We start from the raw sequence: 21,902 nt of genomic DNA, 5'->3' as shown, positions 1-21,902 counted from the left end.
TGTTTCGACGCTCGCACTGAACCCCACACTTGGCAACCAGGCCGAGCCTGAGGACAACCAGCGCGACCCTTGGCCGACGCACTTAAGACTGACGTCTCATTCTTGGTCCCTTGCCGGGGCCCGAAGTCCCGAGGCTGTCGAGCGCGGCACGCAGCCGGTGGGTGGCTTCCTGTGCGATCGGCTCAAAGCCGGGCTCCTCGGTGGCCTGCACCATGATTTCGGGGTCGAGTGCTTCGACGATGGTGTCGTCGCCGTCGGTGCGGAGGACGACGTTGCAGGGCAGCAGGAGCCCGATTCGCCGGTCGACGGCGAGGGCGCGGTGCGCGAGCGGCGGGTTGCAGGCGCCCAGGATCACGTAGTCCTCCAGCTGTTCGCCGAGTTCTCCCGCAGGGTGCTTTGCACGTCGATCTCGGTCAGCACGCCGAAGCCCTGTTCTTTCAACGCTGTGCGCGTTTGGGCGAGCACCTCCGCGAAGGGCGCGGTGAGCCGGATGCCGATACCGATGTCCATGGGAACTCCTTGTTCGTTTCGGCGGTTAATTGGGGCTGATCGTGGCTGAGTCGGAGGGTGTCGCCCGGCGCCAGCTCGTGGACCTCGCCCTGCCACCCGATGCGGACTGGCCGGGCGGCGCAGGGCATAGCGCGCAGCGTCATTTCGGTGTGCTCGAAGCGAGCGGTGAGCCACTGGTCCCGGTAGTGCAGGTCCAGGTCGAGAGTGCGCAGTTCGGTCGGCAGCCGCGGGTTGAACCACAGCACGTCAGCGCGTGTTTCGAGGCCGGTGTAGCAGCGTTGCAGGATGTCGGCCGTGGCCGCCATGGCGCCGAGGTGGATGCCCTCGCCCGTGGTGCCACCCTGGGTGTCGGCCAGGTCGGCCCGGAGCGCGTCGCGAAATAGCTGCCACGAGCGGGTCCGATCGGTACGGGCGAGCACCCACGCGTGGGCGACCCGGCTGAGCGTGGAGCCGTGTGTGGTGCGTTCGAGGTAGTACTCGACGGTGGCCGGAATGGTCGCCGGGTCGAATCGGTAGCCGAGACGGTCGAAGAGTTCGGTGAGCTCCTCAGCGGTGAACAGGTAGAACAACATGAGGACGTCGGCCTGCTTGGCGACCCGGTAACCGTTGGTGGTGTCGCCCTCGGCCTCGAGGATGAGGTCGAGCCGCCCGATGTTGCCGTAGCGGTCCCGGTAGTGCTCCCAGTCGAGTTCCGTGAGCTGCTCGTAGCCGTCGAACTGGGCGAGCAGACCGTTACCGAGGAAGGGGACGCGCAGCCGCCGGCTGACGTGGTCCCAGTGCGCGAGTTCATCGGCGGTGAGGTCCAGCCGATCCCATAGCTCGGCACAATACTCGGAGCCGAGTAGCCCGTGGGCCTCCACTGCTCGGGTGAGCGCCCAGGCTGCCATGACATTGACGTAGGCGACATTGTCCATGCCTTGGCCGGGTAGGCCCGGGTAGCCGTCGTGGAACTCGTCGGGCCCCATCACGCCACGTACGTTGTAACGGTCCTCGGTCGGCTCATGGACGGCGAGGCTGGCCCAGAACCTGGCGATCTCGACCAACAGCTCCGCGCCGTGGGAGGCCAGGAAGGCCAGGTCTCCGGTGACCTGCCAGTACTGCCAGACGTTGTAGGCGATCGCGAGGTTGACGTGGTACTGACGGTGGGAGTTGTCGGCCATCCACCGCCCCGAGCGTGGGTTGAAGAACGAACTCGGTGTCTCCTCGCTGCCGTCGCTGCCGCTCTGCCATGGGAACAGCGCCCCGCGCCGGCCGTGGGCGGCGGCCAGCCGACGGGCCTGGCCCAGCCGTCGGTGCCGGTAGCCCAGCAGCGACCGAGTCAGCTCCGGCATGCGGAAGTTCAGCAGTGGGAAGACGAACAGCTCGTCCCAGAAGACGTGTCCACGGTAGCCCTCGCCGTGCAGGCCGCGGGCCTGGATCCCGACGTCGAGATCCGCGGTGTGCGCGGTCAGCGTCTGGAGTACGTGGAACATGTGCAAGTTGACCGGTAGCTGTCCGCCGATGCCGTTGTGGATGCCGACCCGGAAGCGGCGCCACAGGTATTCCCACGCCTCGGCGTGCGCCCGGAGCAGCGTCTCGAAGTGGCCGGCGGCCTTGCTCTCGTGCAGCGCGGCGAGCAGCGGTTCGGAGATGGCCCGGTCCCGTGAGATGTACAGGGCGGCGACCTTGTCCACGGTCAGCTCCTGCCCCTCACCGACGTCGGCCAGGAACTCGTGGCCGACCACGCCGGGGTCTGCCACCGGCCGCCGCCACGGCCGGTGGCTCTCGATGCCACGCACCTGGGTTCGTACGGCCGTGGCGACGCGCACCTTGGACTGGACCGTTCGCGCCAGGAGCCACACCAGCTCGCCGTCACTCTGCTGCCCGGTTTCGATGACCTCGAGGTGCTGGTCGGACAACTCTGCGAAGGAGGAGACGTTGCGGTTGGTGACTCGCCCATCGATGGTGGACCGCAGCTCCAGCCTGCCCGACCAGTTCTCCGGTACCAGAACGGTCTCGAGAGCGGCGATGTGCGGCGCGGCCATCGACACCAGCCGCCGCTGGCGGAGCCGAGTCCATCGGCCCGCCTCGTCGGTGACCACAGCCTCTCGAATGAGCAAGCCGCGCCGCAGGTCGAGGGCGAGATGCTGGTGGGCCACCTCCCCATAGCCCGCGCCGAACCAGGGCCCGCCATCAACCCGGAAGGTCAGCGGCAGCCAGTTCGGCAGGTTAACCATGCTCTCGTCCTGCCGCTGCTGCCCCTGCACGGTCGACGTCAGCCGGTTGTACAGGCCTGCGATATACGTGCCCGGGTAGTGCACGCCGTCGGCCGCCGACTCAGGGTCGGCGCCCCGGACACCGGCATAGCCGTTGGCCAGCGTGAGCAGCGCCTCCCTGGTGGCGACGGATTCCGGGCTGTCGCCACCATAGGAAAGCAGCCACTCCCCGCCCGCGGCGGTGGACGTGCACAGCGGGCATCCGAACGTCTGGGCACCAGTATCGGTGAGCGCGTCAGTGGTCATGCTCGGCGCGATACGGCGGCGGTACACGCCCTACGACGAGACTCGCGTCGGCGCGGTGCGGCATAGGGATCACCTCCTGGGTTCCTCCTGACTCAGGATGGACACCGGTGGTGGGTCCCGCAGCAGGCCGGAAGACCCGAACCAGGGAGCAGTTGGTCCCTGGTCACCGAGCGGCCGGCGAGCTTGACTGTCAGTGCCGGACTCGATCCGCGTCGCATCGAAGCACATCAACCCACCGTCCCGGCGGCGGACTCGAGCCGGCCACCCGGCAGCGGGTCGCACTTGCCAGCTCACGACCCGAGTATCACGCGGGGACGGCGGCGGCCGGCAGCAGCGCAGGTCCCGTCGATTGGGGCTGGAGGTCACTAGTGGCCGCACCACGCGTGGCGCGACGGTGAAGCTCGGACCGGACGGTCCCCGATCGGGGTGAGTGGCATGAACGACATCGAGAAGGCACGAGCAGCACGGGAAGCACGCGAAGCCGCGCAGGAGCACACAGGTACCGGACGCACGACGGCCGAACTCGCGGAGGTCACCATCAAGCGCTATCTACCGGCGCAGCAGCGTCGGCACAGCGCGCATCACGCCGAGGGAGACGAAGACACCGGCGACGCGGCATCCGAAGACCAGCAGCAGGGCATAGAGCCGGACACGGCCACATGACGGCGTTGTTCGTCATCACTGGTCGGCGGCGTACCGCTGAGGCGGTTCAGGACTGCCGGGTGAGCATGATTCGGTTGACCGCCTGCGCGGCCTCCGCGCCACGTCGGCCGAGTGGCTGGTCGGCGGGGTGCTCGTGCAGCCCCAGGGCAAGGGCGGAGACAGCATCGGCGAGACGTTCGATGTCCTCTTTCATGCCACGCAGCCGGTCATCGAGGCCCGGGTCGGGCGGCTGAGGCGTGAGGGGCCGCTGTTCACCGGCGAACAGGCCACGCAGGTCTTTCGGCAGTTGCTCCAGCGCGTGCTCCAGCGCGCCGGGGGAGAGCAGCTCCGTCAGGCCGGTGGACACCCCGCTGATGGCCTGCCTAACGTCAGCGCGGCGCACGGTGGCCTCGGTCGAGATCCTGTCGAGGCACTCCGCGACGCCGTAGCGCACCGGTATCCGGCTGGTACCCAACCGTCGTAGAAAATGCCGCGCAACAGGTCGGGCAGCTGGGCGCCGAAATGAGCTACGGCCTCGACGGTGAGCCGGTCGCGCATCGCGTGCAGCCACGCTCGCAGCATCCGGTAGGTGTAGCGGCGATCGCGGGTACCCAGCGCGTCGGCGACGGTTGCCAGCCACTCGTGGGCGCTGTTCTGGGCACGGGCGAAGGGATCGCTATTGTGTGGCATGGTGTCCTCCCGCGTGGAGGCGATGTGGCCTGGTCTCGCGCTGGTGGCCGGTCTGCGCACAGAGCCAAGAACCTTGGCTTGGGTGGCCGTCGCGCACGAAAAAGGCCCGTCCGGGGCGGAAGTTCCCCGTCTTGCGACGATGGGTCAATCGAGGCTCAAGAGACTCCACCAACCATCCACCTCGGGCGAGTCACCGGGTTTCCCCGGCAGTACGAGCATCCCGCCGTCGCACCACCGCTGTCATATGGGGCCGAAGGTCCCTGTTTCGTGGGCTTCTGGTCCTCGGCGCACGCCGACGGCGTCCGATCTCCGTGGTGCCAGATGCGCTGCGGCGGGTTGCCCAGGGAGCCGACGTCGATGACGCCGTGACAGTGGCCGAGGTGAGGCCGTTGCCTGGCCGACTGTGGTGGGGTAGGCGTCGTCGAGTGGCTCGGTGGGTTCGGGCTCGAGGATATCGCCGAGCCGCGCATGGTGGTCACGGACAGCGTGACTCCCGGCGCGATCGGGCGGTTGCCCCGCGGAGCCGTTGGCGGAGCTCGCCGCCTACGGTTGAGGGCGTCCGGAAGGCACCGGTTGTGCTGCGCCGGCCATGTGGGTGAGGAACCAGTCGCGGGCGAGGTACGCGGCGTGGTCGAGGGTGCCGGGTTCTTCGAAGAGATGGGTGGCCCCGGGAACGACGGCGAGGTGGTTCTCGCAGCGCAGGTGTTCCTGGGCCTGGCGGTTGAGGTCGAGCACGGCGTGGTCCCGGCTGCCGACGATGAGCAGGGTCGGAGTGCGCACCCAGTGCAGTTGCTCCGCGGCGAGGTCGGGGCGGCCGCCGCGGGAAACGACGGCGGAGACATCGGTGTGGGAGTCGGCGGCGGCCCACAGTGCCGCGGCGGCGCCAGTGCTCGCACCGAAGTAGCCGATCCGCGTGTGCTTGCAGCTGGGCTGGTTGCGCAGCCACGTGGTGGCGTCGACGAGACGGCCCGCGAGGAGTTCGATGTCGAAAACCAGGCGGCGGTCCACTTCTTCGCGGTAGGTGAGCAGATCGAAGAGCAAGGTCCCGAGTCCGGCGTCATTGAGGATACGGGCGACATGGCGGTTGCGGGGGCTGTGCCTGCTGCTGCCGCTGCCGTGTGCGAACACCACCAGTCCCACCATGTCGCCGGGGATGGTGAGGTGGCCGGCCAGCGGGATCATACCGGCGAACACCTCGACCTCATCCCTTGCGGGTGGATCGGCCGCACCTACCGCTGCCGGTTCGGGGGCGGCTGCGCGTTCGGCCGAGCGGCGCAGCAGGTCGACGACTTGCTCGTCGCTGGTTTGCCGGAAGTCGTCGTACCACTGGTCCACGGCATAGAACCACGACGGCATCTCCAGGCAGACCACGGTGTCGGCTTCCTGGCCCAGGGCTGCGACCGCGCTGGGAGCTCCGACCGGCACCGCCAGGATGACCTGTTCCGCGCCCTGTGCTCTGGCCACCTGGCAGGCGGCACGGGCGGTGGAGCCGGTGGCGACGCCGTCGTCGACGATGAGCGCGATACGGCCTTGCAACGGTGTTCGTGGCCGGTCGCCGCGAAAGCGGCGAGCGCGGCGGTCGAGTTCGGTGCGTTCGGTGGCTTCGATGCCGTCGAGTTCTTCGGAGGTTATCTGGCAGGTCTGGATGATATCGGTGTCGAGGACGCGCACGCCGTTCTCGCCGATGGCACCCATCGCGAGCTCCGGCTGGAACGGCACGCCGAGCTTGCGTACGACGATCACGTCCAGCGGCGCATCCAGTGCGCGGGCGACTTCGAAGGCGACGGGCACGCCACCGCGGGGCAGGCCGACAACCACGACGTTCTCGCCGCGGAGCTTTTCCAGCTGTTCGGCCAGCCGCCGTCCGGCGTCGGTGCGATCGACGAAAGGCATGGGCCGATGGTGTCGTTCGCTGAGGTCGTCGTGAAAGGGCCATTGGTCCCCGCATGGCGTGCGCGAACGGTGGCCTTTCGACCCTAGGTGAACATCGGAGGGGCGGCGTAGCAAAGGATTCACGGCACAACGACAACCCCGTTGGGAGGAGCGCGTGCCATGCGCCGACCCAAAACTACCGTACCGGTCGACGTGAACGTGACACTCCGCGGAGAATTCCCGCCCGGCGCGGCAGCCTATGCGCGAGAGGATCAGCAAGCTGGTTCGCCTTGCTCCGAGCCAGTGCTCGCTGCGCGGGTGCGGCTGACCAAGCGCGGTGACCCGGCGATGTCGCGGCCGGTGGTGGCGCAGGCGAATCTCGATGTCAACGGTCGGTTGGTGCGCGCGCAAGCCGAGGCACCTACCGCGGAGGAGGCGACTGATCGGCTTGATGCCAAGGTGCGGCACCACTGGAGCGCGTTGCCCAGTACTGGAAGGCCCGCCGAGGCCGGACGCCCTCGGCTGAACCGCATGAGTGGAGCCACATTTCCGGGCCCACGCACCGGCCCAGCTACTTTCCCCGCCCGGAGGCCGACCGTGAGGTCGTCCGGCACAAGTCGTTGACCATGACGCGCTGCACCGTCGACGCCGCCGCGCTGGACATAACCTGCTCGACTATGACTTCCACCTGTTCACCGAATCCGGCACCGGGCAGGACAGCGTGCTCTACCGCGCCGGCGCAACCGGCTATCGCCTGGCCCAGGTGACGCCACTGAAACACGGGCAGCTGAGCATGTTCCAGCTAGCGGTGACGATCAGCGCACAGCCCGCGCCGCTGCTCACCACGGGGGAAGCCGTTGACCGGCTCAATCTGACCGGCTTGCCGTTCCTGTTCTTCCTCGACGCCGACCGCGGCCGCGGCAGCGTGCTCTACCACCGGTATGACGGGCACTACGGACTCCTCACACCCGCCACCTGACCAGCTGGGGCGTGCCATCATGCGTGAGGCCTACCACCACGAGCTCGCCCGATTCCGTGAATGGCTGGCCGATTTCGCCCAGCTCATCCACCACGCCATGCAGCGCGTCACGACAGCGCTGCTCGACAACGACCTCGTGTTGGCCACGTGTCCGGGCGCCGCGCGCGATCCAAACATGGCGTGATCAAAAGGCATGCCGCCGCACACCGGCCAGTGTCGAAGGTCCTTCCGGCTGAGGACCAACGCAGGCAGCGTCGGCGCCCGTCCCCTCGTAGTTTCGTCGGCAGGAATGTCGCCGACGATCGAGCGGAGGCGCGACATGTTGGCACGATCAGGAGATTGGCTGGTGATCAAGGGAACCTTGGTGGGCAGTCCGGATGAGGTGGGCCTCGTTCTCGAAGTGCGCGGAGCCGACGGCACACCGCCCTATCTTGTGAAGTGGTTGCGTAACGATCACGAGGGACTCGTGTTTCCCGGCCCGGACGCGATCGTGCTGACTCCCGAGCAAAAGGCCGTGGCCGACGAGCAGCAGCGCCGCCGGATCGACGAGATGCAGCGCGCCATCCACAACCACAGCCTGCGCAGCAGCCCAGTGGGGTGAGGAGCCCGTCATGGACGCGAGAGACATCATGACCCGGCCGGTGGTGACCGTGCGCCCGGACACGTCGATCAGAGACGCGATCGCGCTCCTGCTCCGGCATGGGTTCGCCGCGTTGCCGGTGGTCGATGACGATGAGCAGGTTGTGGGCATCTTCACCGAGACCGATGCCCTCGTGAGCGGCGCGACCACCGGACCACCGCCCGCCAGCCGCACGGTGGCGTCGGTCATGACCGCGCCGGTCGAGGTCATCACCGCTGATACCGATATCACACGGATTGGTCGGCAGATGCTCACCGACCGGCTCCGGTGTCTTCCCGTGGTCTATGACGGTGTGTTGATCGGCGTGATCAGCCGACGGGACCTTCTGCGTCCCTTGGTGCGCCATGACGACGCGATCGCCGCCCAGTTGCGCGCGGTGCTGGCTGACTATGCCGGACACCAGCGCCAGTGGTCGGTCGACGTCGTCGGCGGGATTGCCACGATCCGCGGCGAGTTCGCCGACGCCGCCGAACAGAGCACGCTGCACGCGCTGGCCAGAACCGTGCCTGGCGTAATCCGCACCGAGCTGTCAACCAAGCGCGTGGAGGTATGACGTGCGTGGTCCAACCGTCGCCGAGGTGATGACCCGGCCGGTCGTCGCGGTCACGGCGACGACACCGGTCTCCTGGTCAAGGAAGATCAACACGGTGTGGTCGAGCCGCTGTCGCTGTTCACCGAGTTGCGCCGCTGGTGCCCCTGGAACCCGGCTCGCGGCAGGTCAGCCGAAGAGGCGACGACCCGGCACGTGATCATCATCGGTGGCGACGAGAAGCTCGGTGTCGCAGTGCGGCGGCTGGCCGAGCAGAGGATTAGCAGTAGCCCTGCGTCGTGCGCCCCACGGAAGTCATGAGCGGCCTCCGTGGGGCGCACCGGGCAGGGGTCTGGGCCACGACAACGCGCGACGTGGTCCAGAGCATGACCGTGTTGTACCCGCGCAGGAGCACGAGCGACGCGACCGGCCGCGATCTCGAGACGTTCACGAGGCCTCGACGTCGGTGCGCCGTTGGGCCGGAATGTCGTGGTCGTCGGCTGTGCGGTGGCCGCCCAGTCGGGCTACGCGCACCCGGATACCGTTCTGGAAGGCGTCGAGCATGGCCAGTGCGCCCCTGGTGTAGGGAACGGGCTTGGGGCGGTCGTGCCGTCCCAGTGGATGGGCGAGCCCGGTCGCCGTGATCGTCCAGCCCGTGTGGCCGTCCTGATCATGGTGCGTGAACTCGAGGTCACCGGGCTTCCCGTGGCTGCTCGGACCAGGGAGCGGTTCTCGCCGGTGGGGATGAGTACGTCGCCGTTGTCCGCCATGAACCACACGAGCAGGATCGGGCGGTGCCCGTCGATCGACACCGATCCCATGTGGCTGCGGTCCGGTGAGGCGACGAGTTCGACATAGTCGTGGTGGGTCAGATTGGTGGCCCTCACGATGCACTTCCCATGTCCATGTGGGCCTCTGCCCTTCCACTGTTGGTTGCCGCGTTCAGGCCGGACTAGGGCCGGAGGTCCTCGCCAGCCGCACGGCTGTCACCTTGTATTCGGGGCAGTCGTGCGCGCTGCGCCGTAGTGGCCTTCCATGTCGATCTGGCTGGCGTCGCGGACGCGGTACTCGTGCGGGTCGCCGGCGGATGTCGAGCACATCGGTACCGGAGCGCCGAAGGTTGGGGCAGCAGCGGCGCTCAGAAGGGCCGAAAGTCCCGCCTGGGCTGCCCGGTCCTCTCATCGACAAGCCGGGGCCCGGCCTCTCGTCGCGGGTATGACGGCTCTGCACACCGATCTTTACGAGGTCAGGATGGCAGTCAGCTACCTGCGTCGTGGCATGACCGCGCCCGCGACGTTCAGCCTCTTCGCGCGCAAGCTCCCACAGGATCGTGGGTCCGCGGGGCTGGCCGTTGTAACTGCCTCGCGCTCCTGGAGAGGTTCACTCGACGACGGCGAGCTGGCGTGCCTGCAGGAGAGGCTGGGGCCTTCCCGCGGAGCATCTCGACGCGCTGGGGGAGCTGCGGTTCGACGCGGGGCGGGAGCCCTTGCTGGTGTGCGTGCTGCGGGGCGGCAAGCGAGAGCCCGCGCCGGATACGCTCGCTGACGCCAGGGACAAGTTCGATCACGACCTGGCGTGGTTGCCGGTGCGGGCCCGGCAGCTGCGCGCCCCGGAACCCGTCCCGATCGTGCTCCGAGTCGCTGCAAACCTTGACTCAGCGGCTCACACGGTCGTCGCGCTCGTAGGCTCAGTGGCGAGGCTGACGGCAGCCGCGTCGGCCATGGGTTGCCAGCGCTCAGCGATGCGTTTCTCGAGGGCCCGCATGGTGGTGTACTCCAGGTCCTCCAGCGGCAGCCGGTGCGGCTCGAACGGCCCGTGGCGGCGCAGGTAGTCCATGGCGGTGTTGGCCTGGTCGCGGGCACGGTCGAAGGCCGGGTCGGCGAAGAGGTCCCTGGGCCCGAGGAGCGTGCCGTCGTGGACCTGGAAGCCGAGCGCGACCACGCGGGGTGGGCCGTCGAAGCGACTGGGGTGGGCGTGTTCGACGCTCACCGGCATGAACGGTGCGTGGTGGGAGCCGCGCATGGCCCCGGCCACGGTGTAGGCGAAGGAGAAGGGTTCGAGTACCTCGCCGACGGCGGGCAGCCCGGACTGGCAGCGCACGATCAGGACGGGGTCGTCCTTGCCGACGTACTTGCCGGCGATGAGCGATAGCCGCTGGGTCGAGGTCGCGGCCCCCTGCTCGCTCAGCGTCTTGGATTCCACGGCGTGCACGACGTAGCGGGCGGGGGCGCCGATGAACATGAGCAGGTCGTAGAGCTCGGCTGGGCAGTCGAAGTTGATACGTTTCTCCTCGTAGAGGTCGTAGACCTCGAAGCAGAACCCGGCGTGCATCTTCTCGTCGATCACCAGGCCCGGGGTGTTGAACGGGTCGGCGAACATCTTGTAGAGCGGCAGGTTCCAGGCGCCGGGCTCGGTTTTGTCGGCGAGGAAGCAGATGACCGGTTCGCTGGGACGTTCGGTGAACTCCAGCTCGGCATAGCCGGGGCCGAGGCCGCGGAGGTTGCCGCTGAAGGCGTCGGAGAGCAGGTCCTGGCCGGCGCCGTAGAGGCCGAGCCGTTTCGCGACCTGGGTGGTGGCGCGGAAGGTGTTCCAGGCGAACTCGTGGATGTTCTCGCTGTCGGGGCCGTGCTCGTGGATCATGATCAGCGAGATGTCGTCGCCACAGCTGGCGACCTTCCCGTCCAGCAACAGTCGATCACCGATCGCCGTGCGCAGCCAGTCCTGCGCGGTGGCGAGCATGTCCGGATGGACCGCCGAATGCCCGACGAAACCTCCGGTGTCGGCCTTGATGATGCTCAACGTGGTCATGGCAGCATGCTCCTTCGGTGACTTATCACAGGTTGTCGGCGGTACCCTGTTCCGCATCGGCCATGGCGCCAGGCTCGCCGTGCCCGCTTCCCTCGGATAGGGGCGGAAGTCCTCGCGGGGCTGGGAAGCACGGGGTGGCTCAGGGCAAGGGGGCAGACCAGTTGAGTCGAGTGCCGCCATCGGGCGCGCTGGTGACGGCGAAAGCGCCGCCTGCGTCGCGGGCGCGCTGGTCGAGATTGTGCAGGCCGCTGCGGGCGGTGGCGTCCGGCATGCCGATGCCGTCGTCGGCGATGTCGATGACGAGGTCATCGTCGACGGAGACGGTGACGGTGAGCGTGCTGGCGCGGGCGTGGCGGACGGTATTGCTGACGGCTTCGCGAATGACGGCTTCGGCGTGGTCGGCGAGATCGGAGCGCACGACGCTGAGCGGGCCGGACATGCGGATGATGGTCTGCAGCCCGGTATCGGCCGTGAGTTCGTCGACGGCGTCGTGCAACCGCTTGCGGAGTGCGGTGGTGCCTTCGAGGCCGCCGTGCAGGTCGAAGATGGTGTTGCGGATGTCGCTGACGACGTGTTGCAGGTCGGTGATGGTGCCGGCCAGCCGGCGTTGGATGTCGGAGGAGCGGGCGCGCTGATGGGTGCTTTGCAGCGACAGCCCGATCGCGAACAGGCGCTGGATGATGTGGTCGTGCAGGTCGCGGGCGAGGCGGTCGCGGTCGTCGAGGACTTCCAGCTCGCGGAGCCGGCGTTGGTTGTTGGCCAGGTGCAGGGCGAGCGCGGCCTGGTCGGCAAACGAGGCCACCAGGGGCAGCTGCTCGGCGTCGAAAGGTGTACCGCCTGCCTTGCGGACGGTGACCAGCACGCCGGAGACCGTATCGGTGGCGGCGCGCAGGGGTAGCACAAGCGCGGGCCCGAGTTCGAGGCCGCGCCCGCACGCGAGGTCGAACTCCAGCGCTGGCACCTGGCGCGGGATGCGATCGCGGAATGCGGCGCCGCAGGTCGAGTCCTCGACCGGGATGGCCTGTCCGCTGAGGTCGTTGTCGTCGAGCGCGGCACAGACGGTCACGGCGAGCGCGGTGACCTCCTCTGCGGGTAGCTCGGGGTCCTCGGGCAGGGCGATGCAGGTGTAGTCGGCACCAGTGAGACTCAGCGCCCACTCGGCGATGAGCTGCAGCACGTCGGCGGGGTCCTCGGCGGCGAGCAGGGCCGCGCGGACCTCACTGGTGGCTTCCTGCCATCGTTGGCGTAGCCGCGCGTCCTCGTACAGCCGCGCGTTTTCGATGGCGATTCCGGCCGCGGCGGCGAGTGCCTGGACGACGACCTCGTCGTCTTCGGTGAAGCGTTGACCGCTGGCTTTCTCGGTGAGGTAGAGATTGCCGAACGCCTTGTCGCGGACCCGCACGGGTACGCCGAGGAAGGTGTGCATGTCCGGGTGGTGCTTCGGGAAGCCCGCCGACGATGGGTGGCGGGACAGCTCGTTCAGCCGGACCGGTTTGGGTTGCTCGATCAGCAGGCCGAGCAGTCCGTGGCCCTCGGGCAGGCGGCCGATTCGCTCCCGGGTGATGTCGTCGAGGCCTTCGTAGACGAACTCGGCCAAGCCGTGTCCGTCCGGGGCCAGGACGCCGAGCGCGCCGTAGCGGGCGTCGACGAGTTCCATCGCGGCGTGCACGATGCGCCGCAGCGTGGCGTCCAGTTCCAGGCCCGAGGCGACCGCGAGCATCGCCTCGAGCAGCCCATCCAGCTGGTCACGGGTATTGATGGCTTGGTCGATCCGGTCGTGTACTTCACCGAGAAGCCCGTGCGATCGCAGCTGGGGCAACATATCCCGCGGTGGTGACTCGCCGGCATCTCCTTTCGAGTCCGCGTTACCGGTCATCCGGTTTAGCGTGCCATCGCAGCGCCGGGAATTCCAGGTCTGTCAGGGCGGCCTGGCGCCGTGTATGCAGCCGGGAGGCCAATATGGCGGCCTGGGTGCGACGTTCGACACCGAGCTTGGTGAGTACGCGTGACACGTAGTTCTTGATCGTTTTCTCTGCCAGGTAAAGGTGTTCAGCGATCTGCCGGTTCGTCATACCCTCACCGATAAGCTCGAGGAGCGTACGTTCACGCTCCGTCAGGCTGGCGAAAGGATCATCGGCGTCGGCCTCCTCGCGAAGCTTGGTCATCAGCGCTCTTGCCGCGTGGTTGTCGAGCAGTGACAGCCCGGACCCGACGTCGTGTATCGCGGAGACCAGCTGCAGTCCCTCGATGTCTTTGACCACGTAGCCGTTGGCACCGGCGAGAATGGCGTCGAGCATGGCTTCTTCGTCGGTGTATGAGGTCAGCATCAGGCAGTTCAGCTCTGGCAGCTTGGACTGGAGTTCTCGGCACAGCTCGATCCCGTTGCCGTCGGGCAGCCTCAGGTCGAGTACGGCCACGTCCGGATGCAGCGCCGGGATCCGGGCTATCGCCCTTGCGGCGGTCGCGGCCTCACCGACCACGGCCAGCTCTGGGTCAGCCTCGATCAGGTCCACCACGCCACGCCGTACGACCTCGTGGTCATCGACGACGAACGCTGTGATCATGTCGCACCACCACCTTGCGGACGGTACGTCCGCGTCACCAGGCTACGCGGCTCCAGGGCCGCTGTCGTGTGGCGCGTGGTTGCGGGCTCCGCCGCCCGGTCAACAGCTTGATGCTGATGGTGATATGGAGCTCGGCATCGACCGGATTCCACGGACGGAAGTGGAGCACGGCCAGTTTGTCGAGCTCGGCCCGGTCGCGGACATGCTTGGCGTGGCCGAGCGCGCTCACGCTCCAGCCGGTCTGGAGCTCCGCGGAGAACTGGTCGGCCTCGAAAGCCACGACCGTGTTCCGGACCGCGGTGGCGGGCTCGCTGCCGGACACGGGCCGGATGACGATCGTGTCGTCGCGGAGCGCGAAGTTCACCGGCCGGATGGCGGGCAACGCGTTCTCGATGAACACGGTCCGCCCCCACCTGGACGCCCGCGAGTGCGTCACCGACAGGAGTCGAGTCGCATGGTGCACGTCAGCGTCACCCGCCACGGCCGGCATGATCTGGCGTGCTTCCCACGCCGCACGGGCCCCGCGGTTCCTGGGCGGCTCGTCAAAGGGGTTCTTCAGCGCCGCGCGCGAGGGCGCGGACGGTGCTGGTCAGTGCACTCGCGGAGATCTTCAGCGCGCGCAACCGGCTGGGTTCCCAGCCTACGAAGTAGGTGCCGCGCGGCAGCTCGGGCAGCTGGGCGGGCGAGATGCGCGGCCTGTTCGACGGTGAGGCGGTCACGAAGAGCGTGTAGCCAGAGCGCAGGAAGCGGCATCTGTAGTGGCGGTCGTGCGTGACGAGTTGTTCGCCGACGGCCACGAGCCATTGATGGGACGTGTGCTCGGCACGCACGAGCGGATGCGCTGGTGCGTCACGGGCTTCACGTGCTGTCGATTCAGCCCTGTTTTGCCGGGTGTTCGGCGTGGGCTTTGATCGTGTCGAGGGTCGCCTTCTGGATCGCCCTGACGAACGGCGACACGGTCTTCCAGTAGAGCCCGAACGCCGTCCTGCTCAGGGTGTCGTTGAGGATGACCCGGATGTCGTAGCTGGCGAGGGAGCGAGCGGCACCATAAGGGTGTACGGACAGCGACATGACGATCTTGCCGTAGCCGGGTTCGTCGAACTCGGTGAACGCCTCGGCGTCGACGTGCCGCCACTGCACGACCGGCCGCCAGAACCGGCCTGTGACGCCTGCCGCGATCTCGCAGCCCGGCCTCTCGCCGAGGATGACCCAGTCGGAACCGGTGGCCATGTCGTCGAAGGTCATGCGGCTCGGCTGGCGAGGCGGTCCTTGCTTGCGCTGGCGCCAGCGTTGTGGAAGGGCCCGCACCCACATGGCGGCTGTCACGAGTGGTCTGCGGATGTCGGTGAAGTCGAGTTCGCGCGTGGCGGCATAGGCCTGTGCGGGTTCGGCGTTCACGATGAGATGCTCAGCCTGGATGACGTCGTACCGGGGCGCGAATCGGTCGGCCAGCATGGTGGCTTCCGTGTGGGCCGGAGTAGAACCGGTGGGGGAACTCATGATGATCAGCTCTGGGCGCAGACGGCTTCGACGAAGCGGCCGACGGTGTCCTCGGGGAGGTGCCGGGCCAGGTCGGCCTCGCTGATCATGCCGACCAGCCGGTGGTTCTCGATGACCGGCAGCCGGCGGATCTGGTGCTCCTCCATGGTGGCCAGCGCATCGTCGGTGTCGGTCTCGGTGCCGACTGTGTAGGGCCTGCCCTGCGCCAGTTCGCCCGCGGTGGTCGCGCTCGGGTCGTGGCCCTCGGCAATGCATTTGATCACGATGTCGCGGTCGGTGATGATGCCGTGCAGCCGGTCATCGCCGCCGCAGATCGGCAGCGCGCCCACGTCGAGCTCGCGCATCCGCCGTGCCGCGTTTGTGAGGGTCTCGTGCTCGCCGATGCATTCGGCACCCGTGTGCATGATGTCTTTCGCGGCAGTCATGGTGACCTCCTCAACCGTGCTGGAAGCGGTGTAGCTGCACCATGCTCCGCCCGACCAACGGTGCGGAAGGGGCGAAAGTCCCCGCCGTCCGGGGGCTCTTCACGTGGGAGGGAACTGACGAAGGTCCCTAACGAGGCTGTGCTGCCGACGGGTCGGTGTCTTCGCTGGTCACCAGTCGTGAGTGTTTAGCAGGGTTAGAACCCGGCTCTTCACTCACGACCTCTGAGCTGCGCCTACCGTCAGCCCTTGACCACGCCGAGCGGGACGAGCTTGGCGACTTTGCGGCACAGACCTGCCCCTTGGCTGGCTTCGACCACGGCGGTGACCTCCTTGTAGGCGGTGGGTGCTTCCTCAGCGAGTCCCTTCCAGGACGTGCCGCGCACGGCGATGCCGCGGGACTCGAGTTCGGCAAGCAGGGCGTGCCCACTGGTCGCGCGGGTGGCTGCGTGGCGGCTGCGTGTCCGGCCCGCGCTGTGGCAGGTGGAGTGGAAAGCGGGCGATCGGGGCACGCCGGCGAGCACGTAGGAGGCGGCACCCATGGTACCTGGGATGGGGGTCGGCTGACCGGTGCCGGCGAGCTCGTCGGGCAGATCGGGGTGGCCGGGCGGGAGAGCCCGGGTGGCGCCCTTGCGATGCACGCACAATCGGCGAGGCCGCGCGCCGACCTCATGCGTTTCGATCGTCGCGAGGTTGTGGGACACGTCGTAGACCAAGTCCAGGCCGGCGCTCGCGTGCGCTTCGAACGCGCGCCGCGTGGTCTCGGTGAACAGTTGCCGGTTGGCGCGAGCGTAGTTCGTCGCCCCGGCCAGCGCCCCGAGATAGGCGCCCCTCGCGGGATTCGACGGGTGAGCAGGCGAGCTGCCGGTCGGGCACCCAGGTCCCGTAGCGGGCCATCGCCTCCTCCATGGTGCGCACGTGGTCGATGCACACTTGGTGCCCGAGCCCGCGCGAACCGCAGTGGACCATCACGCAAACCTGATGGCGGCGGAGCCCGAACGTCGTTGCGGCGGTGTCGTCGTAGACCCCGTCAACGGTCTGTATTTCGAGGAAGTGATTGCCGGAGCCGAGGCTGCCCAGTTGACCGAGCCCTCGCTCGAAGGCCCGGAAGCTGATCTGGCCGGGGTCAGCGCCATCGACCTCGCCGCCGTCCTCGCAGCGTTGCAGGTCACGACCTACGCCGTTCCCCGATTCCACCGCGTGGCGCGCGCCGCCGAGCAACACCTTCTCCAGCTGCGCGCGGCCCGACAGCTTCGAGGGACTGCCCCGGTGCAGCCCGCGGGGGACGGTGTGGCTGAGCGTGTCCATGAGCGGAGCGAGCCGGGTGGCCAGTTCATCGCGATCGAGTCTGGCGACGAGCAGTCGTACACCGCACGAGATGTCGAAACCGACCCCGCCAGGTGAGACCACCCCACCGTCGGTGACGTCGGTGGCGGCTACTCCGCCGATCGGAAAGCCATAGCCCCAGTGCACATCAGGCATCGCATAGGAGGCCAGCACGATGCCTGGCAGCGTGGCGACGTTCGCCACCTGCTCCAGCGACTTGTCCGCGTGCACATCCGGTAGCAGTGCGCTGGACGCGTACACGATGCCCGGTACTCGCATCCGGCCAGGCCGGGGGATGCGGAACCGGTACGGGGTCTCTGCAATGAGTTCCATGGCGCCACACGTCGATGGTGACCGAACACGACCAGCCATCCGGGTTCGGCTCGACGCGCAGCTCATGCAGGGAGACAGCCTTTGGTATCGAGCCGGTCGGGATCACGGTGGCGGCCTCGACTGTCGAGAACCGCGCCCGCACCGCTTCGGGCGTGGCCAGGATCTCGGTCGAGGTAGGGATCTCACCTGTCGTTTCCATGCGGTAGATGGCTTCGTCGAGCACGGCGACGAGCAGGTTCTCGTCAGTGCTGCCCGTCACGTTGCACTCGATGGTCGAGTTCGGTGTCGGCAGCGACCCACCCGCGAAGCTTTCGACCATAGCGCTGACGGCTTCGGCGATGCAGCGTTCTCGGGTGGGGGCCCACGCCTCGATGCGCAGATCCGCGGTGTGCGCCGCGTCCCGGTGACCGGCGCGGAGGTCATGTGTCATGACGAGCTTCCTGCTGGGGGAGCCGGACCACGGCTTCGGCCACTCCCGCGGCGATGGTTTGTTTGGCGTGGGCTTCGTTGAGCAGGTCGGCCACGGGACGGTTGTCCGCGAGGTAGGTCGCGGCGAAGTGGGTGATGCCACGCGCGAGGGCCGCCTCGGCGAGCAGGCGCACCAATGCGGTTGCCAGGCCTACCCGCCGCCAGGCCGGGTCGACAGCGACTGCGACCTCGGCGATCCCGGGCTGTCCTGTGGCCTCGTACCGTGCGACGGCCACCCCGTGCCCGTCCTGGTCGCGGGCCACCAAAGCGAACCGGCGCACGTAGTCGAGTTCGGTGAGGTACCGCAGCAAACCCGCCGTCACCTGTGGCGGCGGCCCGCAGAACCGGCGGTAAAGCGTCTCCCTGTCGGCCTGTCGCAACGCCGTGCCGAGCTCACCGGCGTCCGCCGGAGTCAGCGGCGTCACGGTGACCTCGCGCCCGTCCCGGAGCCGCACGGTCCGGTGGAACTCGCGCGGCGGCGTTCCCGGGGCGATCTCGTCGGCATGCTGCGCAGAGTCCATACCAGTGGTCCTACGTCAGTCGGCCGGGTCGGAAAAGGGACGAAGGTCCTTCGACGGCCTTTGCGAGTCACCGATGTGACCAGGTTGGGACCACGTGGAACTCCCCGGCTGGACTGTCGAGGTCACCGGTGCGGCGGCATGCCTCGCCGCAGTTCGCCTGCGACCGAGGCACCGCCGAAGTGATGTCCCACCGCAGTGCCCGGGTGCTGTGAACCCGCCCTGACACTGCTGATCATGGACCAACAGGCTGTTACCGTTGTTGTTCCAGTCCCGTTTCGTTTGGGCGTCGCGGGCGCTGCGGGTGGTGGCGCGCAGCAGGCCGCGCCAGCTCACCATGCCGACGAGCGCGAAGGCCCTCCGCTCGGGGGATATCTCGCCCTTCGCGGGAAGGCTGCCGACGCGACATCGAGGCCACCGAGCGGGCAGCGCTCGACACCGCCATCCCCCTGTTTGTCGAACAGGGATCTCCGCTCAGCGTGCGCCTCTGGTCCACTGTGGATGTAAGAGCCGGCGCAAACACGTCATCTGCGCGATGGCGCGCGAGGGACACGGCCTGGTCGGCGAAACCTTCGTAATAACGCCCGATCAGCATCAGGTCCTTTGCCCGGTCGGTACCGGGTTGCCGACCGCCCGCGAACAGCTGCCGGTACAGCGACACGAGCAGCCGGCCCATCTCATCGCGTTCGTGCGGCACGTGCTGGGCTGCGACCGTGTCGTTTGCGACGGCGGCACGTTGGGCGTGGGCGGCGAGCAGCCGGGCCAGGTGGCCCATCGCGGTGACGGTGGTGTGCAGCTCGCCGGGGATGATCGGGCGTGGGTGGCGGTGGCACACGAGCTCGGCGATCCGTCGGGCGAGGGTGACCATACGTTCGAGGTCGATCCTCCTGTGCATGTCGGTGACGACCGTGCTCAGATCTGCGGTGCCCCGCGGCCTGGCGAGCGCCCCGAGTGCGTGCGGTCGAGCATGTCGTGGCGGCGCAGGAGGGCTCTTTCTTCGGCGATCACTTCTCTGGCCAGCGCGATGTCGCCTGCCAGCAGGGCGTTCGTGGCATGCTGTATCGCTGCGTCGGCCGATGTGGCGATGTTGATCGGTGGTTGAGTGCGGAACTGGTCCAGGTCCGTTGCGTCCACGCTGTGCATGGGGCTTTCTCCTCCATCGGGGACGCTCGGTCGGGATGTTTCGGGACCTTCGGCACCTTTCCCGACTACTCAGTAACGGAGCAGAGCCGCGATCGGCGCTCGGCCGGGCAAGTCCGCTTCGGGGACGGCATAGACGGTCCACCGGCGCGGATCGTGTGGGCGGCGACCGATTCGAGCCGGTCCTACTCGCGCACGGTGGCTCCGGTGGGGAGGAACAGGACAGCGACACGGCCGGCTTCGGCAGCCGCGATGACATCGTTGCGGTCATGGGAGGCCAGCCCCGTGCCGAGCGCCTCTTCGAGGCTGGCCGCCGCGTCGCCGCGTCTGCGGGCGAATACCGGCTCCACCAGGGCCCACGAAAGCGCGCCGAGCTCCGCCACCGGCACGTGGTCCGGGCTGCCGGGGATGCCGGCGTCGAGGACATGCGAATAGGCGGTGACGCTGCGGTAGGCCGCCCGGATGTAGTCGACTCCGGCCAGCACGAGGGGAGTGTGCTGCCCCCGCAGGCCTGTGTGTACCGCGTCATCGACGGCCCGCAGGTAGCGGCCTAGTCGTTCCTTCGGGACTTCCGCGCCGATGCCCTGCCCGTGCAACACGGTCCGCACCTTCGCCCCCACGCGCTGCCCGAGGTGGTGGCCCCGTGTCTTCTGAGGTTCGTCGTAGCGCAGCGCGTCTTTCACGCCGTGCGGCATACCCGGCACGGTCACCACGTCCACACCGGAATGGGTGCCGGTGAGCAACCGCGCCTCGTTCTCACTCAGCGCGAGCACGAAAAACCGGCCGTCCCCGGTGAACAGCGGCAGCAGCGGCAACACGTGGAACCGATCCGAGACCATGGCCAGTTCGGCGGAAGCCAATGGCAGCCGAAAGGCCCGCCACCAGCCCGCGCGCAGGAATATGGCAATGCCGTCGTCCCGAGATCGCCAGAAGTCCGCATCCGCGACGAGTGCGCGGGCTGGTTGGAGGAGGTCGCGGGCCCCGGCCGGCGAAGCCCGCTGCGTACGAGTTCCTCCTCGGCATGACGGATCAGATTCGTCAGGTCGATGGGGTCCTGTCGGTTCCGGGCCCGCGCGGTGTGTGGGCAGGTACAGCGATACGCACTGCGACCGTGGCTGGTCGAGCAGCATGGTCAGGTCGTGTCGGGAGAACAGATCGACAGCGGCTCCCTTCGGTCCGTTGCCTACCGGCTCGTCACCGCTTCCTCGCTACGGCTTGTAGCCGATCCGGCGCAGCAGGGCCTTGCGTTCGGCCTGGTCCTTGGTGGTTTCAACGCTCTGCGATGCGGCGCCGTCGATGACGCCGACGATGCCGCGCCCGAGCCCGGTGCTGGCGATGATGAGCTCGACGGTGTTGGCGGTGGCGCAGAAGATGGTGCACACCTCGGGGACCTGTTTGATGGCTCCCAGCACGTTGACGGGGTAGCCTTCGCGCAGGAACACGATGAACGAGTGGCCGGCTCCGATCGCCTGCGCGTTCTTGATCGCGAGCTCGGTCAATTCGGGGTCGTTCCCCGAGTGGCGGATGAGCCGGGGCCCGGACGCTTCGCAGAACGCCAACCCGAAGCGCAGGTGTGGGCTGGTACCAGCGAGGGCTTCATGCAGGTCCTCGACCGTCTTGATGAAGTGGGCCTGCCCGACGATCACGTTGAGATCTTCGGGTTTGTCGATTCTGACCGCTGTGATGGCCATGTGCCCAGTGTGGGCGGCGCGCGTGGCCGCGTTCAGTGGCGAAGGTCCCGGCCCTCAGGGGTCTCTAGGCCCTTCGCCAGCCTGGTGTGCCGCAGGACGCTGCCAGTGGAGCCATGCTGTGCAAGGAGGTCGGTCGCCATGTCTGCTTCGTCGCCGCACCTGCTGCGGCTCCAGCGTCTGTGGCGCCTCATGCACCTCGGGCGTAACCCCCTGGCACGTGGCAGTGACCGTGTGGAGGCCGTGGCGCTGCTGACGGTCATGCTGCTGGCGCTGCTGGCAGTTCCCTTCGCGGCGTCGGCCGGGTCGGAGACCCGCGCGCAGGCACTCGAAACGGCCCGCCAGGAGATGAGCAGTCGACACCGCGGCACGGCTGTCCTGCTGGCCAACGCGCCACCGCGGCCCTACGGCGATACCCGCGCCGTGTCGAGGTCTGGGGCGCGGGTGCGGGTGCAGTGGGTGTTGTCCGGTGGCAGCGAGCGCACCGGCTTCGTTCGCGCCGACTATGACACACCGGCAGGCAGTGAGGTGCCGATCTGGCTCGACGACAATGGTGAACTGACGTCGGCTCCTACGACACCAGGTGACGCGGCCCGCCGCGCCGTGGGCGCCGCGGTGTCGATCTGGCTGGCCACGGTGGTGGTGCTGTCCGCGGGATTCTGGTTGACGCGCAAGGGGCTTGATCGACTGCGACACGCGCAGTGGGCGCGCGAGTGGGAGCGCATCGAGCAGGATCGGAGCTGGTCGTGATTCAAGGGACAACAGCCACGGG

General features: G+C 68.1%; 23 protein-coding genes and 3 pseudogenes. 7 read left to right on the top strand and 19 right to left on the bottom strand.

All coding sequences use genetic code 11. From position 1 onward, the window contains the following. Positions 1-82: 82 nt before the first annotated feature. From JAP66_RS33005 to JAP66_RS22195, 3 genes are read right to left on the bottom strand one after another with little or no spacing between them, the layout of a single operon-like run. Entirely contained in the window at positions 83-355 is a 273-nt protein-coding gene (locus tag JAP66_RS33005; RefSeq protein WP_307849679.1) for a DUF302 domain-containing protein, read from the bottom strand. Beyond that, positions 352-510, bottom strand: coding sequence for a DUF302 domain-containing protein (locus tag JAP66_RS33565; protein ID WP_504957349.1), 159 nt, complete (start codon positions 508-510; stop codon positions 352-354). The genes JAP66_RS33005 and JAP66_RS33565 overlap by 4 nt, the downstream gene beginning before the upstream one ends. Further along, a complete protein-coding gene (locus JAP66_RS22195) occupies positions 438-3,011 on the bottom strand; it encodes a glycoside hydrolase family 65 protein (protein WP_199433746.1) in 2,574 nt (857 codons plus the stop codon). Before JAP66_RS22195 ends, JAP66_RS33565 begins: the two co-directional genes overlap by 73 nt. 435 nt (positions 3,012-3,446) lie before the next feature. On the opposite strand from JAP66_RS22195, the gene JAP66_RS22190 reads away from it, so the two are divergent. Further along, the gene (locus tag JAP66_RS22190; RefSeq protein ID WP_199433745.1) at positions 3,447-3,674 is read left to right on the top strand and encodes a hypothetical protein; all 228 of its coding nucleotides are present in this window, start codon (positions 3,447-3,449) and stop codon (positions 3,672-3,674) included. Positions 3,675-3,720: 46 nt separating this feature from the next. Here the strand turns inward: JAP66_RS22190 and JAP66_RS22185 are convergent. After that, positions 3,721-4,343, bottom strand: a pseudogene (locus JAP66_RS22185) (DUF2267 domain-containing protein). Positions 4,344-4,886: 543 nt separating this feature from the next. Beyond that, entirely contained in the window at positions 4,887-6,626 is a 1,740-nt protein-coding gene (locus JAP66_RS22180) for a phosphoribosyltransferase family protein (RefSeq protein WP_307849678.1), read from the bottom strand. Positions 6,627-6,849: 223 nt separating this feature from the next. On the opposite strand from JAP66_RS22180, the pseudogene JAP66_RS33270 reads away from it, so the two are divergent. The 5 genes and pseudogenes from JAP66_RS33270 to JAP66_RS22160 form a co-directional block, all read left to right on the top strand. Beyond that, positions 6,850-6,930: pseudogene (locus JAP66_RS33270) on the top strand (hypothetical protein); the annotation flags it as partial. 6 nt (positions 6,931-6,936) lie between these two features. Then, positions 6,937-7,194: a sigma 54 modulation/S30EA ribosomal C-terminal domain-containing protein gene (locus tag JAP66_RS32295; RefSeq protein WP_307849677.1), complete on the top strand. Its 258-nt coding sequence runs from the start codon at positions 6,937-6,939 to the stop codon at positions 7,192-7,194. A 19-nt stretch (positions 7,195-7,213) separates the two neighbouring features. After that, positions 7,214-7,378 carry a hypothetical protein gene (locus JAP66_RS22170; protein WP_199433744.1) on the top strand — a complete coding sequence of 55 codons (165 nt, stop codon included), beginning with the start codon at positions 7,214-7,216 and terminating at the stop codon, positions 7,376-7,378. Positions 7,379-7,483: 105 nt separating this feature from the next. Then, complete coding sequence (locus JAP66_RS22165; protein WP_307849676.1) at positions 7,484-7,795, top strand: DUF1918 domain-containing protein; 312 nt, start codon at positions 7,484-7,486, stop codon at positions 7,793-7,795. A 10-nt stretch (positions 7,796-7,805) separates the two neighbouring features. Continuing rightward, entirely contained in the window at positions 7,806-8,387 is a 582-nt protein-coding gene (locus tag JAP66_RS22160) for a CBS domain-containing protein (RefSeq protein WP_199433743.1), read from the top strand. Between the two features lie 1,638 nt (positions 8,388-10,025). Here JAP66_RS22160 and fbp read toward each other — a convergent pair. The 14 genes and pseudogenes from fbp to JAP66_RS22090 form a co-directional block, all read right to left on the bottom strand. Further along, positions 10,026-11,171: a fructose-1,6-bisphosphate aldolase/phosphatase gene (fbp, locus tag JAP66_RS22155; protein ID WP_199433742.1), complete on the bottom strand. Its 1,146-nt coding sequence runs from the start codon at positions 11,169-11,171 to the stop codon at positions 10,026-10,028. Between the two features lie 139 nt (positions 11,172-11,310). Beyond that, the gene (locus tag JAP66_RS22150; RefSeq protein ID WP_199433741.1) at positions 11,311-13,047 is read right to left on the bottom strand and encodes a sensor histidine kinase; all 1,737 of its coding nucleotides are present in this window, start codon (positions 13,045-13,047) and stop codon (positions 11,311-11,313) included. Beyond that, positions 13,037-13,735, bottom strand: coding sequence for a response regulator (locus tag JAP66_RS22145; RefSeq protein ID WP_199433740.1), 699 nt, complete (start codon positions 13,733-13,735; stop codon positions 13,037-13,039). Before JAP66_RS22145 ends, JAP66_RS22150 begins: the two co-directional genes overlap by 11 nt. A gap of 34 nt (positions 13,736-13,769) precedes the next feature. Beyond that, positions 13,770-14,225, bottom strand: coding sequence for a pyridoxamine 5'-phosphate oxidase family protein (locus JAP66_RS22140; protein ID WP_235999248.1), 456 nt, complete (start codon positions 14,223-14,225; stop codon positions 13,770-13,772). A 52-nt stretch (positions 14,226-14,277) separates the two neighbouring features. Beyond that, complete coding sequence (locus JAP66_RS22135) at positions 14,278-14,532, bottom strand: hypothetical protein (RefSeq protein ID WP_199433738.1); 255 nt, start codon at positions 14,530-14,532, stop codon at positions 14,278-14,280. 76 nt (positions 14,533-14,608) lie between these two features. Then, positions 14,609-15,235, bottom strand: a complete 627-nt coding sequence (locus JAP66_RS22130; protein WP_199433737.1) for a hypothetical protein — start codon at positions 15,233-15,235, stop codon at positions 14,609-14,611. A gap of 5 nt (positions 15,236-15,240) precedes the next feature. Next, positions 15,241-15,660 carry a CBS domain-containing protein gene (locus JAP66_RS22125; protein WP_199433736.1) on the bottom strand — a complete coding sequence of 140 codons (420 nt, stop codon included), beginning with the start codon at positions 15,658-15,660 and terminating at the stop codon, positions 15,241-15,243. A gap of 239 nt (positions 15,661-15,899) precedes the next feature. Further along, a pseudogene (locus JAP66_RS22120) lies at positions 15,900-17,139 on the bottom strand (RtcB family protein). Continuing rightward, entirely contained in the window at positions 17,132-17,746 is a 615-nt protein-coding gene (locus tag JAP66_RS22115) for an archease (RefSeq protein ID WP_307849675.1), read from the bottom strand. Before JAP66_RS22115 ends, JAP66_RS22120 begins: the two are co-directional and overlap by 8 nt. Next, positions 17,736-18,305 carry a GNAT family N-acetyltransferase gene (locus tag JAP66_RS22110; RefSeq protein ID WP_199433735.1) on the bottom strand — a complete coding sequence of 190 codons (570 nt, stop codon included), beginning with the start codon at positions 18,303-18,305 and terminating at the stop codon, positions 17,736-17,738. The genes JAP66_RS22115 and JAP66_RS22110 overlap by 11 nt, the downstream gene beginning before the upstream one ends. A gap of 250 nt (positions 18,306-18,555) precedes the next feature. After that, positions 18,556-19,197, bottom strand: a complete 642-nt coding sequence (locus JAP66_RS22105; RefSeq protein ID WP_199433734.1) for a PhoU domain-containing protein — start codon at positions 19,195-19,197, stop codon at positions 18,556-18,558. Positions 19,198-19,214: 17 nt separating this feature from the next. Continuing rightward, complete coding sequence (locus tag JAP66_RS22100; protein WP_199433733.1) at positions 19,215-19,445, bottom strand: hypothetical protein; 231 nt, start codon at positions 19,443-19,445, stop codon at positions 19,215-19,217. A gap of 182 nt (positions 19,446-19,627) precedes the next feature. Further along, on the bottom strand, positions 19,628-20,572 hold the full coding sequence (locus tag JAP66_RS22095) for a baeRF3 domain-containing protein (protein ID WP_199433732.1): 945 nt from the start codon (positions 20,570-20,572) through the stop codon (positions 19,628-19,630). 78 nt (positions 20,573-20,650) lie between these two features. Then, positions 20,651-21,133 carry an adenosine-specific kinase gene (locus JAP66_RS22090; RefSeq protein WP_199433731.1) on the bottom strand — a complete coding sequence of 161 codons (483 nt, stop codon included), beginning with the start codon at positions 21,131-21,133 and terminating at the stop codon, positions 20,651-20,653. Here JAP66_RS22090 and JAP66_RS33505 point away from each other — a divergent pair. Beyond that, entirely contained in the window at positions 21,041-21,880 is an 840-nt protein-coding gene (locus JAP66_RS33505) for an Rv1733c family protein (protein WP_443706214.1), read from the top strand. The genes JAP66_RS22090 and JAP66_RS33505 overlap by 93 nt on opposite strands. The last annotated feature ends 22 nt before the right edge of the window (positions 21,881-21,902 follow it).

This window comes from Qaidamihabitans albus (assembly GCF_016464705.1).
GTDB classification, from domain to species: Bacteria; Actinomycetota; Actinomycetes; order Mycobacteriales; family Pseudonocardiaceae; genus Qaidamihabitans; species Qaidamihabitans albus.
The sequence above is the reverse complement of the archived record's forward strand: the minus strand, read 5'-3'. Positions and strand labels throughout refer to the sequence as shown.

What these genes read in the sequence shown, in the direction of transcription:
- JAP66_RS33505 (WP_443706214.1), top strand. Translation starts at nt 21,041, where the DNA reads ATGCAGGTCCTCGACCGTCTTGATGAAGTGGGCCTGCCCGACGATCAC.
- JAP66_RS22115 (WP_307849675.1), bottom strand. Translation starts at nt 17,746, where the DNA reads ATGACACATGACCTCCGCGCCGGTCACCGGGACGCGGCGCACACCGCG.
- JAP66_RS22090 (WP_199433731.1), bottom strand. Translation starts at nt 21,133, where the DNA reads ATGGCCATCACAGCGGTCAGAATCGACAAACCCGAAGATCTCAACGTG.
- JAP66_RS22145 (WP_199433740.1), bottom strand. Translation starts at nt 13,735, where the DNA reads ATGATCACAGCGTTCGTCGTCGATGACCACGAGGTCGTACGGCGTGGC.
- JAP66_RS22125 (WP_199433736.1), bottom strand. Translation starts at nt 15,660, where the DNA reads ATGACTGCCGCGAAAGACATCATGCACACGGGTGCCGAATGCATCGGC.
- JAP66_RS33565 (WP_504957349.1), bottom strand. Translation starts at nt 510, where the DNA reads ATGGACATCGGTATCGGCATCCGGCTCACCGCGCCCTTCGCGGAGGTG.
- JAP66_RS22170 (WP_199433744.1), top strand. Translation starts at nt 7,214, where the DNA reads ATGCGTGAGGCCTACCACCACGAGCTCGCCCGATTCCGTGAATGGCTG.
- JAP66_RS22110 (WP_199433735.1), bottom strand. Translation starts at nt 18,305, where the DNA reads ATGGACTCTGCGCAGCATGCCGACGAGATCGCCCCGGGAACGCCGCCG.
- JAP66_RS22130 (WP_199433737.1), bottom strand. Translation starts at nt 15,235, where the DNA reads ATGAGTTCCCCCACCGGTTCTACTCCGGCCCACACGGAAGCCACCATG.
- JAP66_RS22165 (WP_307849676.1), top strand. Translation starts at nt 7,484, where the DNA reads ATGTCGCCGACGATCGAGCGGAGGCGCGACATGTTGGCACGATCAGGA.
- fbp (WP_199433742.1), bottom strand. Translation starts at nt 11,171, where the DNA reads ATGACCACGTTGAGCATCATCAAGGCCGACACCGGAGGTTTCGTCGGG.
- JAP66_RS22150 (WP_199433741.1), bottom strand. Translation starts at nt 13,047, where the DNA reads ATGACCGGTAACGCGGACTCGAAAGGAGATGCCGGCGAGTCACCACCG.
- JAP66_RS22105 (WP_199433734.1), bottom strand. Translation starts at nt 19,197, where the DNA reads ATGCACAGGAGGATCGACCTCGAACGTATGGTCACCCTCGCCCGACGG.
- JAP66_RS22095 (WP_199433732.1), bottom strand. Translation starts at nt 20,572, where the DNA reads ATGCTGCTCGACCAGCCACGGTCGCAGTGCGTATCGCTGTACCTGCCC.
- JAP66_RS22100 (WP_199433733.1), bottom strand. Translation starts at nt 19,445, where the DNA reads ATGCACAGCGTGGACGCAACGGACCTGGACCAGTTCCGCACTCAACCA.
- JAP66_RS22190 (WP_199433745.1), top strand. Translation starts at nt 3,447, where the DNA reads ATGAACGACATCGAGAAGGCACGAGCAGCACGGGAAGCACGCGAAGCC.
- JAP66_RS22140 (WP_235999248.1), bottom strand. Translation starts at nt 14,225, where the DNA reads ATGCCGGCCGTGGCGGGTGACGCTGACGTGCACCATGCGACTCGACTC.
- JAP66_RS22160 (WP_199433743.1), top strand. Translation starts at nt 7,806, where the DNA reads ATGGACGCGAGAGACATCATGACCCGGCCGGTGGTGACCGTGCGCCCG.
- JAP66_RS22195 (WP_199433746.1), bottom strand. Translation starts at nt 3,011, where the DNA reads ATGACCACTGACGCGCTCACCGATACTGGTGCCCAGACGTTCGGATGC.